Genomic DNA, 13,964 nt, shown 5'->3' on the forward strand with positions numbered 1-13,964 from the left:
CTGGCGTGGCGCGACGGCGAGCAGTCGGAAGCCGTGCGGCAGTTCATCGGCGTCGCGCTGGAAGCGGCCGAACAGCGCCGGTGGCTGCGGCCGGAACGGGACGGCGGTCCGTTGTGGGTGCCGCCGGAGGACCTGCTCGACGCCACCGCTCTGACACCGTGACGCCCGCTGCCAGTGCAGAACCGGTGCGCCGCGAATGAACCGTTCCTGGACACCCCTCCCCCACCCTCGCTCACGGAGAGGTGACGGAGGTGACGGGAATGCTCTTCCGCGTACTGGGACCGCTCGAAGTGGTCCACGTGGACGGCCGCGGGGCCGACATCCCGGCCGGGGCGCCGGAACACGTCCTGACCGCGTTGTTGTTGCGCCCCAACACCTGGGTGAGCGCGGAAAGCCTCGCCGAGGCCGTGTGGCCGGACCGCACCTCCCCGTTCCCGGCCAGGGAGCTGTGGCCGTACGTGCACGACCTGTGCCGGCGCACCCCGCTGTTCGGCGAGACGTCGGCCCGGATCGAGAGCATGGGCGGCAGGTACCGGATCGGCGTCGGCGAAGGTGAGCTGGACAGCACCGTGTTCGCGCAGCTGGTCCACGACGGACGCGTGTTGCTGCCCACCGATCCGGAGACGGCGGCCCGCTGCTTCCGCGCCGCGGCCGGCCTGTGGCGGGGCACACCGTTCGCGACGCTGGACACCTACCACAGCCGGGCGGAGACGGACCGGCTGACGCGGTTGCGGTGGACGGCGCTGGACCACCTCGTGGACGCGTTGATGGCGATGGACCACACCGCCGGCTCGGTGGCGTTGCTCCAGGCGCTCACCGCGGAGGACCCGAAGCGGGAACACACGTGGCTGCGCCTGGTCGAGGTGCTGACCCGCGCCGGCCGGCCGGTCGAGGCCGCGGCGGCGTCGCGCAAGGCCGCCCGCGTGGCGCGGTGGGACGCGCGGTGACCGGCGGGGACGACTTCGAGCTCATCGGCACGGGTCCCGTGGCGGCGGTCTACGGCGGCCTTTACCTGGCACTGAAGGCATATCCGCCGGTGGACGAGGAGGTGCTCGACCGGTTCGAACGCGAACAGGCGGCGCTGGCCCCGTTGCGCGGCGAAGCGCCGATCCTGCCGGTCGACGAGGTGATGCGGCTGGGAGACAACGCGCTCGCGCTGCAGATGGAGCTGTGCTCGGCATCGCTGGCGGGACTGGTGGAGGACACCGGAGCGCTGCTCCTGCCCGACGCGCTCGCGGTCTGCCACGCGGTTGCCACGGCCGTCGCCGCGGCGCACCGCGCCGGTGTCGTCCACGGCGGACTGACGCCGGACAATGTGCTGTTCCACCCGTCCGGCGCGCCGGTGGTGGCGGACTTCGGCACGGCCCTGCGCCGCGCGTTCCCCCCGGCCGCGACCGAGTACACCGCGCCGGAGACCCGGCGTGACGGCACGATGGACGAGCGGTCCGACCTGTACGGGATCGGTGGCGTGCTGCACCTGGCCCTGACCGGTTCCCCGCCGGGCCGGGGCGAGCCGGAGGGCCCGGCCGAGCTGGTGACGTTGTCGCGGCGCCTGCTCGCCGAGGACCCGGCGGACCGCCCGTCGACCGTCGGCGTCGTGGTCCGGCAGCTCGCCGAGATGCTGGAGCCGCAGGCCGATTCCGCCGAACCCGAGCCCGAAGCCGACGGCGCCGTCGCGCCGGGGAAACGCAACCGGCTCCGCGCCCGGACGGTGGTCGTCGGGATCGCTGTCGCCGCAACGGCTCTGGTCACCGTGCCGAACCTCGTCCACGACCAGCCGGCCGTTCCGCGGTCGGCGGCGTCCACGACCACGACCACGAGCGCGTCGAGCTCGGCCACCCCGCCGGTCGCGCTCGCGCTGGCCGATCCGGTGGACGGCGGGACGCACGTCGACCTGTCCTGGCAGGGCCCGGACGGCTTCACGTTCGCCGTCGTCGTGGCGGCGGACAACCAGCAACCGCAGGTGCTCATGGTCCGCAGCCGCTCGATGCGCGTCCCGGTGGACGGTGCGGCCAGGTACTGCTTCCTCGTCCAGGCCACCGACGGGACGCGCGTGCTGGAGACCTCGCCCAAGTCGATCCGCGGGGCGACCTGCAAGACCTGACGCGGGGGTGTCATCGAATCCTCATGTTCCGCTTGCGACGGTTCGACCCGTGATGTCACGGGCGACCGGAGGTGAGACGGTGCTGTTCCGCGTGCTGGGGACGACGGAGATGCGGGTGCCGGGTGAGGACGAGCCGCGGCGGGTCGCGCGCAAGCCCGCCGCGCTGCTGGCCAGGCTGCTGGTGACCAGGGGCGAGTGGGTGGGCTGCGATCGGCTGGCCGAGGCGATCTGGCCGGACCGGGTGCCGCCGCGGTCGGCGCTGTCGAACATCAAGAGCTATGTGTGGCAAATCCGCCACGACCTGCTTCCGCCGCACGACGGCGGTCCGAGGATCGAGGCCCGTGCGGGCGCGTACCGGCTGTGCGCGGAACCCGGTGACGTGGACGTCGAGTGCTTCCGGCAGCGCACGGCGGACGGGCGGAGCGCCATGGCGCGAGGCGACGCGGAGGGCGCGGTGCGTCACCTGGAAGCCGCGGAGGCACTCTGGCGCGGCACGCCGTTCGCCGAACTGCCGGACGAGCTCGTGGCACCGGTCGTGGCGGAGCTGGAGGAACTGCGCTGGGAGGTCCGCGAGACGTTGGCCGACGCGTTGACCGCCGTGCGGCGCCACCGCGAGGCGATCGCCCTGCTGCGCGACCTGACCGCCGCGGACCCGTTGCGCGAAGGACCGTGGGCGCGGCTGGTGCTCGCCTTGGTCAGGACGGGCCGCCGGAGTGAGGCGCTGGCGACGTACGACCACGCGCGGCGCGTGCTCGTCGACGAGCTGGGGGTCGATCCCGGCCGAGCGCTCGCGGAGGCCCACCGGCACGCCCTGGAAGAGCCTGCCTCCCAGCACGTTCGCTGCGACCTGCCCAGGGACGTGCCCGACTTCACCGGCCGCACCCGCGAAGCGGCGAGGCTGACCGAACTGAGCCGGTCGGCCGCCACCACCGTGCCGGTGGTCGTCGTCGACGGGGTGCCGGGTGTCGGGAAGACCGCGCTCGCGGTACACGTCGCCCACCGGATCGCCGAGAGGTTCCCGGACAGCCAATTGTTCGTGGAGCTCGCACCCGATGGTGAGCCGCTTGGCGCGGACGTGCTGCTGGCGCGACTGTTGCGTGCCGCGGGCGTGCGCGACATCCCGGAGACCGTCGCGGAACGGGCCGCGGCCTGGCGTGCCCACCTGGCCGGCCGGCGGGTGCTGCTGGTGCTGGACGACGCGTCGAGCAGCGAGCAGGTCCGCCCGCTGCTGCCCGGCACCGCCGGCTGCATGGTCGTGATCACCGCGCGCACCCGCGTGCTGCACCTGGACGCGATCGAGCCGATGACGTTGATGCCACTGCCTCCAGCGCAGACGGCCGACCTGTTCCGTTCCGCCACAGGGGCTTCGGCCGACACCGTGCGGGAGGTGGTCCGCCACACCGGCGGTCTGCCCGCTGCCGTGCGGGAGGCCACGGCCCTCTTCCGGTCACGTCCACAGTGGACCTCAGCGCAGTTCACCGCTCACCTCGTGGAGGAAACCGCCCGCACCGCGACCACGTGCGTCCCGACGACGGGAGGGGCACCGGCGGCGGTCATGCCCCTCCCGCAACGAGAACCCGTTTACCTGAAGGGCATCGGTCCGGTCAGCAAGGACAAGAGGTCGGCGTAGTCGCCCACCCGGACGGCGTTCGTGTACTGCCCGCCGATCCCGACGCTCGCTTCGCCACCGACCGCGGGACCGGCCGAGGCGGTCCAGTTGTTGCTGCCGTCCGCGCTCACGCCGACCGAGCCTTCCGCACCGACGCCGACGACTCCGGACGCGCCCGCGACCACGCTGGGACCGTTCAGGTTCTCGATGGTCGCGGAGGACGCCTGCACGGTCGCGCTGCCGCTGAGGCCGAGACCGCTCTCGACACCGAGGGTCTCCTGGTAGCTGAAGCCGACGCCCTTGCTGTCGAAGACGACGCAGCCACCGCCCTTGGCCGAGGCCAAGAAGGTCGCGGACCCGTTGAGGCACAGCCCCCACGACTGCGGCGGCCGGTTCCGGCTCTCCGCTTCGCGGCGCAACCGGTCCTGGTGCTCCCGTTGGACGCGATCGGCTTCAGCCCGCTCCTGGGCGTTGCGCTGAGCGAGCTCCCTGCCTTCCAGATCGTCTCGCGCCTGCGCGGCCTGCCGCCGCAGCACGCTGCCGGGCGGGCCGCCCTGCTGGGAAGCCGCGTAGTCCGTGCGAGCCGCCGCCGTGCGTTCCAGCACGCCGCCGGTCCGCACGGGCTTGTCCACCCTGCTCGTCTGACGGGACAGGTCGAACTGCCGCTCGGTCTCGGCCTGCCGCTGGGCCGCCTGCTCCGCGATCCGCACCGACTGCGACGGCGCTTGGCCTGGCCGGGAGATCGGAGGCCGCGGCGTGCTCGGCACCGGCCTGAGCAACGGATCTCTCTGCCGCGCGCCCGCGGCGAGCTGCGCGTCGAGGTGCTCCTGGAAGACCCTGCCTTCCAGGCCATCGGCCTTCGCGTCGGCCTCGGCGGCCAGCCTGCGGTTCCGCTCCTGTTCGGCAGGCGACGCGGCACGCCCCCGGTCACGCACACCGGCCAGGCGGTTGGCCTCGTCCCGCGCCTTCGCAGCGTCCCGCCGCAGCCCTGTTCCCGGCGCGCCACCCTGCTGGGACGCGGCGTAGTCACGGCGAGCCGGCGCCGTGCGCTGCAACACGTCATCGGTCCGGGTGGGCTTGACCACCTGGCTCGTCTGACGCTGCAGCTGGAACTGCCGCTCCGTCTTGGCCTGCCGCTCCGCCGCCGCCTCGGCGAGCCGCAGGGACTGCGGCAGTTCTCGGGGCCGCGCCTGCCCGCTCCCCGCGGGAACACGGGCCGCCTGCTGGGCGACCTGCGGGGCCTTCTTCTGCTGTTGCGCGATCTTCTTCTCTTCAATGCCGTGCGCGGGAGAGGGTTTGGGAGCCGGCTTCGCCTGCGGCTTGGCCGGGGTCGCAGGCTTGGGAGCGGCAGCCCTCTGCTGCTGCGCGATCTTCTTTTCCTCGATACCGTGCGCGGGAGACGGTTTGGGCGCGGGCTTCGGCTGCGGAGCCGGCTTCGGCTTGGCAGGCGCCGGAGGCTTGGGAGCAGCAGCTCTTTGCCGCTGCGCGATCTTCTTCTCCTCAATGCCATGCGCCGGAGAAGGTTTGGGAGCCGGCTTCGACTGCGGAGCCGGCTTCGGTTTCGCAGGCGCCGGAGGCTTCGGCGCAGCAGCCCTCTGCCTCTGCGCGATCTTCTTCTCCTCGATACCGTGCGCGGGAGAGGGCTTCGGAGCCGGCTTCGGCACCGCCCGCGGCTTGGCAGGCGCCGCAGGCGCCGCAGGTGCCGCAGGTTTCGGAACGGCCGCCTTCTGCCTCTGCGCGATCTTCTTCTCCTCGATGCCGTGCATCGGAGAAGGAGCGGGTTTGGGCGGAGGTGGCGGCGCCGCCTCCGCCTGGTTGGATCCGGCGAGGGTGAACAGCGCTGTCAGCGCCCCTCCCGACAGGGAGTACAAGACCGTTCTGGCGGTTCTGTTCATACCGGCAGGGTCAGACTCCTTGGTACAGCAGCGATACATCGACTCCGACCACCACCCGGCAGCCGCGGTTCAGGACCGGTTCATTTTCGCCGCCCTCCGGTCCACTCGTGCCGCACCGGCCGGTGCGACCGTCCACGCCCAGACGTCAACGGAGGCGGGGAGCATGGAAGAACAGAGCAACGGCGGCAACCTGAAGCGGGCCGCGCTGTACGGCGTCGCAGGCCTGATGACGGCAGCATTGGGAGCGACCGCAGCCGGCGCGCTCTCGGCGGACGAGAAGAAGCCGGAACAGAAACCGGTGGCCCAGTCGGTGCCACCGGTATCCGTCCCCAAGCCGGCGGAGCCCGCACTGGCACCACCCCCGGCGCCGAAGCCGGTCACGGTTCCGCGGGCGGAGGTCGTCACGCCGGTGGCCCAGCCCGCACCGCTCCAGGTGGTGCAACCGGTGGCACAGCAGCCTGCAGTGCAGCCGCAGGTCGTGCACAAGCCGGTTACACCGAAGCCGTTGGTGCACAAACCGTTGACGCGGAAGCAACCTGCTGCAGAGCCGGTGAGAACGCAGATCGTCCTGCAGGTGGCGCCCGCACAGCCGATCAAGAAGACCTCACCGACCGCGGAGGCGCTGAAGAAGGCGAAGTCCGAGGCGACGGAAGCGAAGAAGAAGGTCACGCAGGCCGAACAGAAGCTGGCCGAAGCGAAGAAGGACTACTCGGAGAAGAAGGCCGAGATCCAGAAGCTCCAGAAGCAGCAGAACCAGGAACGCAAGGCGCACAAACCCAAGCCGCCGGTCCAGCCCGTGCTGACGGTGAAGACCTCGCCGGACATGGAGAAGCGGCTGCAGGCGCACGCCGGCAAGCACAAGCCCGCAAAGAAGAAGGCCTCCCTCACCGTGCCCAAGCACAAGGGGTGAGGGGCGTGCCGACCAAGCGCCTGCCGTTCGACGAGTACGGAACCTCCGCGGTCGAGGACGACCTCACCGACGGCACCGAACCGACCTACGACTCCTACTACGTGGTCCTGCCGGAAGGCGGCTGGCAGTCCGAAGTGGACTCACCGCCACCCCATGACGATCCGCCGCAATCCGGGCCAGCGAGCAGCAGGGCCGGTGATGTGGTCGGAATCGTCACGGCCTTGGTGGCGGGAGCCATCCCGGCCGTCGTCGTCGACCAGGTGCCCGTCGCCCTGGCGAGTGGTCTTGCAGCCGGGGTGGTCGGTGGGTTGCTGGGCCGTTCCGCAGGAGTGGCTCTGCGTCGACGCAGGCAGGAGACCGACCGTGGATGCACCCCCAGCCGCTACTGAACCTCCGGACTCCGAGCGGAGAGGATGCGCGCGGCGTCCTCGCGAACGGTTGCCCAGTCCGTATCGGGTACGCGCCGCAAGGTAGCGGCCAGGGACCCTGAACGATACCGGTGTTCGCGGCGGAGTTGCTCGAGGTCGACTCGGATGTCCGCGGCCAGCCCGCCGGCCTCGATCTCGGCGATGCGCCGGTCCATCGCGGCAATCAGCTCTCGGTCGAACTCCTCCACGGCGCGGAGGAACATGTCGGTGGCGACCGTTGCCCGTCCCTGCCTCGGCTCGGTGCAGTCAAGTCCGTTCCCGGCGCGGTGCCGCCAGTCGACGGTGATCGTGTCCTGGTCGGTGACCGATCGCCACCACAGGATGTACGGGGAGCCGACGAGGTAGCTGGTGTTCATCAAGTGGCCGCTGTACCAGTGGAAAGCCGTTTCCGAGTCCTCGGAGGCTGCCCCGTACCACGCGTCCTGATCGCTGGTCATGAGGTGCACGAGATCCGCGGGCACCGGTTCCAGCAGAGCCGGCAAGACTTCCTGGATGTCTTCCCACAGGCGGACGACGTAGTAGTCGACCGGTGAGGGCTGTTCCGCATCGGCGTTCTCAGGGTGGTGGAACAGCCTGTGCCCGTCCACTTCGATCCAGTACCGGCCGTCAGTCAAAGCGAACCAGTGCAAGGTGCGGTCACCCCAGGGCTCTACATCGGCCAGTGGGGTGAGATGGAATCGAAAACGGATCACGTGCGCAGTGTGCTCACGGTCCTGGACGGCTGTCGAGCAACTTCGCCTTCGATGTTCACTGCTGGAGCACGTCGACGCCGGTGACCGTTCCGACGACTCGCGGAACCGGTTGACCTCAGCCGGCCGTGCAAGTGCGTTCATAGGACGTGGACGGCAGATAGCGCTGCCACTCGTCGGGCGAGAGATCGCGGGCCGCCGCGGTGCAAACGTGCCGGGTCGCGTCCTCCGGGGTGACGTCCCAGAGGATCAGGGCCTGGTCCGCTCCCGCGGTGGCGAGCGTCTTCCCGTCGGGGCTGAACGCGACGGCCTGGACGCGCTGGGTGTGGCCGGTGAGCCGGGCCGAGGGGGTTCGACGGCGGACGTCCCAGAGCGTGACGGTGCCCTCGCCGCTGGTGTAGGCGAGGGTGGCGCCGTCAGGGCTGAACGCGATGCCCGCGAAGTCGGCGTCGGTGTGGTCGTTCATGGTGGCGAGCGGAGCGTGGGTGGCGACGTCCCACAGGAGGACCTTCTGGTCATGACCGGCAGTGGCCAGCACACGCCCGTCCGGGCTGAATCTCACGCACCTGATCCAACCCGTGTGGCCGGTGAAGGTGGCCAGCACCTCTCCCGTGGCGAGGTCCCACAGCTTGAGGCTGAAGTCGTGGCTCCCGGTGGCGAGCAGCCGTCCGTCCGGGCTGAACGCGAGCCCGTTGACGACGTTGCGGTGGTGGGCGAGCGTTCTGAGCTGTGCGCCGGACGCGGTGTCCCAGATGATCACGGTCCGGTCGACGCTCGCGGTGGCGACCCGGCTGCCGTCAGGGCTGAAGACGACGTCGAGCACCTGTCCGGTGTGGCCGGTCAACCGGGTGGGGGTGCCGGTGGTGAGGTTCCACAGCGTGAGCGTGTTGCCGGACGCGCCGGCCGGGCAGCAGGGGAACGGCTGGGTGGCCGCCGCCAGCGTCCGGCCGTCCGGGCTGAAGGCGATGGCGTTGGTGAACATCTCGCTGTCGTTCAGGACCGCGCGGATGCTGCGGTCGGCGGTGTTCCACACGGTCGTCCGGTTGCCCGTGGCCGTGGCGAAGGTCGCCCCGTCGGGGGCGAACGCCACCGCGTTGACCGCCTTGGGGTGTTCCGCGGCGGCGGGCCGGTCGGGATTCCAGAGGTGGATGGCGCCTTCCTCGCCGCCGGCCGCGAGCACCGACCCGCTCCGGTTGAACGCGAGCGTGTAGACAGCGGTCCTCGGGCCGTCCAGCCGTCCGCGCAGCACCTGCAGCCTGGTGTCCCACAGCAGTACCGACGTGTCGTCGCCCGCGGTGGCCAGGGTGCGGCCGTCCGGGCTGAACGCCAGTGTCAACACCGCGCCTTGACGCTGGTGGCTGAAGACGGCGAGCCGCGTGCCGGTGCGCGCGTCCCAGAGGGTCGCGGTGGTGTCGCCGGCCCCGGTGGCCACGGTCGTGCCGTCCGGGCTGAACGCGACGGCGTAGGCGCCGTCGCGGTGGCCGGTCAGGGTGGCGGTGGGAACGAGCCGGGTGACGTCCCACAGGACGACCGTCGAGTCTGCGGACGCGCTGGCGAGGCTGTGCCCGTCGGGGCTGAACTCCAGTGTCTGGACGGGTTCGGTGTGACCGGACAGCGTCGCGGTGGTGGTGTGTCCCGTCAGGTCCCACAGGATCACGTCGTTGCCCGAGGTGGCGGCCAGGACCCGCCCGTCCGGGCTGAACACGATGTCCCGCACCCGGTCCGGGAACCCGCTCCAGGTGGCCACCGGAACGCGGCGTTCGAGGTCCCAGACGGTGATCTGGGCGTCCTCGCCGCCGGTCGCGGCGGTGCGCCCGTCCGGGCTGACGGCGGCCGCCGTCAGCCACGCGTGGTGGCCGGTGAGCGTGGCCGTTCTGGTGCGCCGGGCCGTATCCCACAGGCACAGGGTCTGGTCTGATCCCGCGCTCAGCAGGGTGCCGTCCCGGCGGAACGCGAGCTGGGAGACCGGTCCGGCGTGCCCCAGGAGCTTGCCGAGGTGGCCCTGCAGCCGCGACATGCTCAGCAGGGAGCTGCGGGCCTCGGTCGTGGGTGAGGTGCGGTACGCCTGCGCGGCGAGCAGCATGGCGGTGCCGGGCTCGGCATCGGCCAGCCCGAGCGACTCGGCCGCGAGCTGGCGGGACACCGCGGTCTGCCGTTGGGCGAACGCGTCCTGGCGTTGCACGAAGGCGACCGCGCTCGAGCCGGCGGTGACCACCAGCAACAGGGCCAGGACGGCCATCAGGCGTTCACGCTGTCGTTTGCGGCGCGCGGCGGCGGCGGTCTCGGCGTCCGCCAGCGCGATCGAGGAGGCCAGGAAGGCCTGCTCCGCAGGGGTGATCACGGTGGTTCCGCCGGTGCGTTCGGCCCACTCCCTGGCGACGGCGAGCCGGGTACCCCGGTACAGCGCCCCGGGGTCACGCCCCAGGGATGTCCAGGACTGGGCCGCCTCCTCGAGCTCCCGCTGGACGCGGAGGCCGTCCCGGTCGGCGGACAGCCAGTGCCGCAGCCGCGGCCAGCCGCCGATGAGCGCCTCGTGCGCGATCTCGACGGTGTCGCCGTCCAGCACGACGAGGCGGGCCGAGCACAGGTGGCCGAGCACCACGTCGACGCCGGGCAGCTCCAGTTCGGCGCGGGTGACACGGCGCCGGGTGTCCTCGACGCCCTCGCCGAACGCGACCAGCCGCACCAGTACCTGCCGGGCGGTGGCGCTCTCGGTGTCGTCGAAGTCCTCGTAGAGCGTCTCGGCCGTCCTGGCGACCGCTCCCGCCACACCACCGGCGGCCTCGTAGCCCGCCACACCGAGCACGTCGCCGCGACGATGCCGCCAGGTCTCCAGCAGCGCGTGGGACAGCAGTGGCAGCGCGCCGGGCTGCCCGAACGCGTCGGCGAGGACCTTCGTCACCAAGGCGCGTTCGACGGTCAGGCCGGCCAGCGCGGCGGGTTTGGTGACCACGGTCCGCAGCTCGTCCTCGGTCAGCGCCGGGAGCGGGAGGTTCGCCCCGGCGAGCAGCCCGGCCAGCACCGGGAGATCGGCACAGCGACCGTAGAAGTCCGTCCGGACTCCCAGCACGACCGTGCACCGCCGGTCGGGACGGGCGACCAGCGCGGCGATCCTGGCGACGAAGGCATCGCGACGCGAGGGGTCCTGGCAGTGTGTGAAGGTCTCCTCGAACTGGTCGACGACCAGGACCAGCTCGCCGTCGCCGGGCGCACAGCCGACCGCCTTCTCCGCCGCCGCGTCGGGATCGTTGCCGGGAGTCATCAGCACCACGGTGCGCTCCGGCGGTGCCTGGTCCTCGCCGTCGGTCGTGTGCGCGGCGAGGGCCGGAGCCAGACCTGCGCGCAGCAGCGACGACTTGCCGCTGCCCGAGGCCCCGAACAAGGCCACGAACCGCCGGCGCCTCAGCAGCCGGACGAGCTCGGTCACCACCGCGTCCCGCCCGAAGAAGCGGGTGCTGTCGTTCACGCCATAGGCGAGCAGTCCGAGATACGGAGGGTCCTCGCCTCCGGTGATCGTCAGGCGTGCGGCGTTGTCGGCCGAGGCCCGCCGCCACCGTTGTTCCCAGGAGACCGGATCTCCGCCGCAGGCCCGCACGTAGGCCAGCGTCACGGCCAAGGTCGGCAGGTGTCTGCCGTTGGCCGCTCCGGCCAGAGACGATGCCGAGAACCCGGCTTTCGCGGCCAGTTCCCGATAACCGGGGCCACCGGCCCGACGACGCAACTCCCGCAGTTCGGCGGCCAACGACTCGACCGGGCCGCAACCGTCCAGGCTTCGTTCGGGACGCGGCACAACCCCTCCCCCGAGGTATGCGACGGCATTCCCCACTTGTACACCCACCGCTCTGCGTTCTGCCAATTCATTCCACGACCCAGAGAAAGAAAGAATTCGCGGACAAGTGGATTGTCCAGCGTTTTTCACCGCTACTGGACAACTCCGGCCCCTGGTCGGCTGAAGGCACACGACCGACTCGGGAAGACGAGGGGAAAATGATCACACGCATCATTCGAGTGGTCCTCGCAGGTCTGCTGCTGGGCGCGCTTTCGATCGCGGCGGCGACGCCGGCCGGCGCGGCGGGAACGGCGAAATGTGCCTCCACCAGCAATCTCGGCAGGATCTGCGTGACTCCGCAGGGGAGCAACGGGCACTACAACGCGGAGTACTGGAACCAGACGCAGAACAGCCGGTACGTCGATTTCAACCTGCTCGCCAGGGGCATCGGCCGGTTCGGCGACAGCGGCGCGTTCACCGTCGTGGCGGGCGGCTACCGCTCCTACGTCTTCGCCATCGGCAGGCCCGACGCCTGCGTTCGACTGGAGCTCTACGACATGACGGGCGTCTACGGCCCCGTCATCACGGCCTACACGTGCTGACCCGCCGGCTCGAGCAGGAGGAACGACCATGATCGGAAACCTGAGGTGGCTGGCCCGCCTGTTCGTCGTCGTCCTCACCGCGGGGTTGGTCCAGTCCGGCGGGGCGACAGCATCAGCCGCTCCCGGCCCGTGTCTGGACAACGGCGTGGTCGGCTACGTCACCGGCGGCCCCGCCAACGCCTACCTGCCATCGGCGACCGGCAGCTACCGGACGACCAACCGCTGCCAGGACATCAACTTCAGCAACCGGTCCGCGAGCGGGGAACAGACCCTGCAGGTGCTCATCAGGGTTTGCTTCGTCTCCGCCGGCTACTGCCAGAGCAGCTGGAAGTACTACCGGGACAGCGGCTGGATCGTCGTCGCGAGCGACGTCAAGGACGGGACGACCTTCCGGCTCGAGTTCCAGTTCTACGAGTCCACCTACGGGTCCAGCTACGGGAACCTGATCGCTTTCTGACCGCTTCCGGCGAACAGCACGAAACGAGGCAGTGCATGCACGACATCAGATCGCGTTCCGCGGCGGTGGCCGTCGCGGTGCTGGTCGCGGCGTTCCTCACGGGCCCGCCTACCCGGGCGTCGGCGGGACCTCACTGCGACACCGGCTACCACTGCGGCTGGGACATCGGGTTCGGCACCGGCAAGATCAGCTTCTTCGACGAGGACGCCGACTTCCGGGACAACAGGTTCAGCAGTGGTGCCGTCGTGGACAACAACATCAAGACGGTCAGCAACTCCACCAGCACCGACTACGTCAGCATCTGGTTCACCGAGGTGAACTGGCAGGGCAACTGGTTCTGCGTGAACCCCGGCCACTGGGTGGAGAACCTGCCCGACGACGGCATCCCCGGCAACGGTGTCGGCCTGGCCAACGAAGCGAGTTCGATGACGTTGTTCGCGGGCGGACCGCAGGACTTCTGCTACTGACCGCGGAACGGCGCCCCCGCTGGTTCACCGGCCGGCAGGGGCGTCGCACGCGGCCGGCGGAGTCTGCCGGCTCCTAGCATGCGCCGGGTGACCCTCTCCCAGCTCGGCACGCCGATCCGGCCGATGACCCGCGTCCACGGCGAGTACGCCAACCGGATGTACCGCCTCGACACCGACCAGGGGTCGTTCGCGGTGAAGAAGCTGAACCTCGTCGACCGCCGCTGGACCTACCAAGCCGAGGACGTGTTCAGGTTCGAGCGGGAGGCGTTCGCCGCCGGTGTCCGGATGCCGGAGCCGATCTCGGTCAGCCACGACACGCTCGTCCATCGGTGGGTCGAGGGCGAACGGGTGCCCGAAGCACCGGTGTCGACGGCGTACGCGTTCGAGATCGGTGAGATTCTCGCGCGCATCCACGCGCTCGATGTTCCGTGGACCCCCGTGTCGGTCGAGGATCCGGCGCCACGGGACTGGCCCGAACTCGCCGCTCGGGCAACAAAGAGCGGACAGCCGTGGGCCGGCGAACTCGCCTCCCACGTCGAGACCTTCCTCGCGATCGCCCACTTCGTCGACACCTGCCCGCGACCCGGTCCCGTCGTGCTGACCCACCGGGACGTCCAACCGTGGAACCTGCTGGCTCACGAGGGGCGGCCGGTGCTGCTCGACTGGGAACTGTCGGGGCGGCTCGACCTGTCCGGTGAGCTCGGCTCGACCGCGTTGAGCCTCGCGAAGGGCCCCGGCTTCGACGACATCAAGCCTGCCGTCTTCCGCTCGGTCCTCGACGGCTACGTCGCGGGCGGCGGGGCGTTGCCGCCCGCGGGGCCGAGCTGGTTCGCGTTCCTGGTCGACGGCTGGCTGGGGCACACGAGGTGGAACGTCCTCCGGTGCCTGGCCGGTGTCGAGGCGAGCACCGGGCCAGACCTCGCGCTGTCGCACGAGTCCGTGCGCGACGGCGTACGCGGCCTGCCTGACCTGTTCCGCCGGCTTCCGGAGCTCGAGGAGCTGCTTCTGTGAAGGTCGCGAGTGAGGACCTGCGC

The 13,964-nt window shown here is 70.9% G+C and carries 12 protein-coding genes; 9 read left to right on the top strand and 3 right to left on the bottom strand.

Going from position 1 to position 13,964, the window contains the following annotated elements; all coding sequences use genetic code 11:
• Positions 1 to 260 precede the first annotated feature (260 nt).
• The 3 genes from VF330_RS13630 (at position 261) to VF330_RS13640 (ending at position 3,734) form a co-directional block, all read left to right on the top strand.
• Positions 261 to 947: an AfsR/SARP family transcriptional regulator gene (locus VF330_RS13630; RefSeq protein ID WP_330851966.1), complete on the top strand. Its 687-nt coding sequence runs from the start codon at positions 261 to 263 to the stop codon at positions 945 to 947.
• Positions 944 to 2,104: a protein kinase domain-containing protein gene (locus VF330_RS13635; protein ID WP_330851933.1), complete on the top strand. Its 1,161-nt coding sequence runs from the start codon at positions 944 to 946 to the stop codon at positions 2,102 to 2,104. Before VF330_RS13630 ends, VF330_RS13635 begins: the two co-directional genes overlap by 4 nt.
• Before the next feature lie 79 nt (positions 2,105 to 2,183).
• Positions 2,184 to 3,734, top strand: coding sequence for an AfsR/SARP family transcriptional regulator (locus VF330_RS13640; protein ID WP_330851934.1), 1,551 nt, complete (start codon positions 2,184 to 2,186; stop codon positions 3,732 to 3,734).
• On the opposite strand, the gene VF330_RS13645 is transcribed toward VF330_RS13640, so the two are convergent.
• Positions 3,686 to 5,479: a hypothetical protein gene (locus VF330_RS13645; RefSeq protein WP_330851935.1), complete on the bottom strand. Its 1,794-nt coding sequence runs from the start codon at positions 5,477 to 5,479 to the stop codon at positions 3,686 to 3,688. The genes VF330_RS13640 and VF330_RS13645 overlap by 49 nt on opposite strands.
• 64 nt (positions 5,480 to 5,543) lie before the next feature.
• Here VF330_RS13645 and VF330_RS13650 point away from each other — a divergent pair, with 64 nt between their 5' ends.
• Together VF330_RS13650 and VF330_RS13655 are read left to right on the top strand one after the other, a co-directional pair.
• Positions 5,544 to 6,518 (top strand): hypothetical protein, encoded by a 975-nt coding sequence (locus VF330_RS13650; protein WP_330851936.1) that lies wholly within the window; start codon positions 5,544 to 5,546, stop codon positions 6,516 to 6,518.
• Positions 6,519 to 6,523: 5 nt separating this feature from the next.
• Entirely contained in the window at positions 6,524 to 6,907 is a 384-nt protein-coding gene (locus VF330_RS13655; protein ID WP_330851937.1) for a hypothetical protein, read from the top strand.
• On the opposite strand, the gene VF330_RS13660 is transcribed toward VF330_RS13655, so the two are convergent.
• Both VF330_RS13660 and VF330_RS13665 read right to left on the bottom strand, forming a co-directional pair.
• On the bottom strand, positions 6,901 to 7,638 hold the full coding sequence (locus tag VF330_RS13660; protein ID WP_330851938.1) for a DUF5984 family protein: 738 nt from the start codon (positions 7,636 to 7,638) through the stop codon (positions 6,901 to 6,903). The two genes, VF330_RS13655 and VF330_RS13660, sit on opposite strands and share 7 nt — an antisense overlap.
• 115 nt (positions 7,639 to 7,753) lie before the next feature.
• The gene (locus VF330_RS13665; RefSeq protein ID WP_330851939.1) at positions 7,754 to 11,425 is read right to left on the bottom strand and encodes a helix-turn-helix domain-containing protein; all 3,672 of its coding nucleotides are present in this window, start codon (positions 11,423 to 11,425) and stop codon (positions 7,754 to 7,756) included.
• A 197-nt stretch (positions 11,426 to 11,622) separates the two neighbouring features.
• Here VF330_RS13665 and VF330_RS13670 point away from each other — a divergent pair, with 197 nt between their 5' ends.
• The 4 genes from VF330_RS13670 to VF330_RS13685 all read left to right on the top strand — a co-directional run bounded on the left by VF330_RS13670 (position 11,623) and on the right by VF330_RS13685 (position 13,941).
• On the top strand, positions 11,623 to 12,006 hold the full coding sequence (locus VF330_RS13670; RefSeq protein WP_330851940.1) for a hypothetical protein: 384 nt from the start codon (positions 11,623 to 11,625) through the stop codon (positions 12,004 to 12,006).
• 28 nt (positions 12,007 to 12,034) lie between these two features.
• Positions 12,035 to 12,463: a hypothetical protein gene (locus VF330_RS13675; protein WP_330851941.1), complete on the top strand. Its 429-nt coding sequence runs from the start codon at positions 12,035 to 12,037 to the stop codon at positions 12,461 to 12,463.
• A gap of 35 nt (positions 12,464 to 12,498) precedes the next feature.
• Entirely contained in the window at positions 12,499 to 12,930 is a 432-nt protein-coding gene (locus VF330_RS13680; RefSeq protein ID WP_330851942.1) for a peptidase inhibitor family I36 protein, read from the top strand.
• 87 nt (positions 12,931 to 13,017) lie between these two features.
• The gene (locus VF330_RS13685; protein WP_330851943.1) at positions 13,018 to 13,941 is read left to right on the top strand and encodes an aminoglycoside phosphotransferase family protein; all 924 of its coding nucleotides are present in this window, start codon (positions 13,018 to 13,020) and stop codon (positions 13,939 to 13,941) included.
• Positions 13,942 to 13,964: the final 23 nt, after the last annotated feature.

The sequence above is a fragment of the Lentzea sp. genome, assembly GCF_036380075.1.
Taxonomy (GTDB): domain Bacteria; phylum Actinomycetota; class Actinomycetes; order Mycobacteriales; family Pseudonocardiaceae; genus Lentzea.

What these genes read in the sequence shown, in the direction of transcription:
- VF330_RS13645 (WP_330851935.1), bottom strand. Translation starts at nt 5,479, where the DNA reads ATGCACGGCATCGAGGAGAAGAAGATCGCGCAGAGGCAGAAGGCGGCC.
- VF330_RS13680 (WP_330851942.1), top strand. Translation starts at nt 12,499, where the DNA reads ATGCACGACATCAGATCGCGTTCCGCGGCGGTGGCCGTCGCGGTGCTG.
- VF330_RS13675 (WP_330851941.1), top strand. Translation starts at nt 12,035, where the DNA reads ATGATCGGAAACCTGAGGTGGCTGGCCCGCCTGTTCGTCGTCGTCCTC.
- VF330_RS13670 (WP_330851940.1), top strand. Translation starts at nt 11,623, where the DNA reads ATGATCACACGCATCATTCGAGTGGTCCTCGCAGGTCTGCTGCTGGGC.
- VF330_RS13630 (WP_330851966.1), top strand. Translation starts at nt 261, where the DNA reads ATGCTCTTCCGCGTACTGGGACCGCTCGAAGTGGTCCACGTGGACGGC.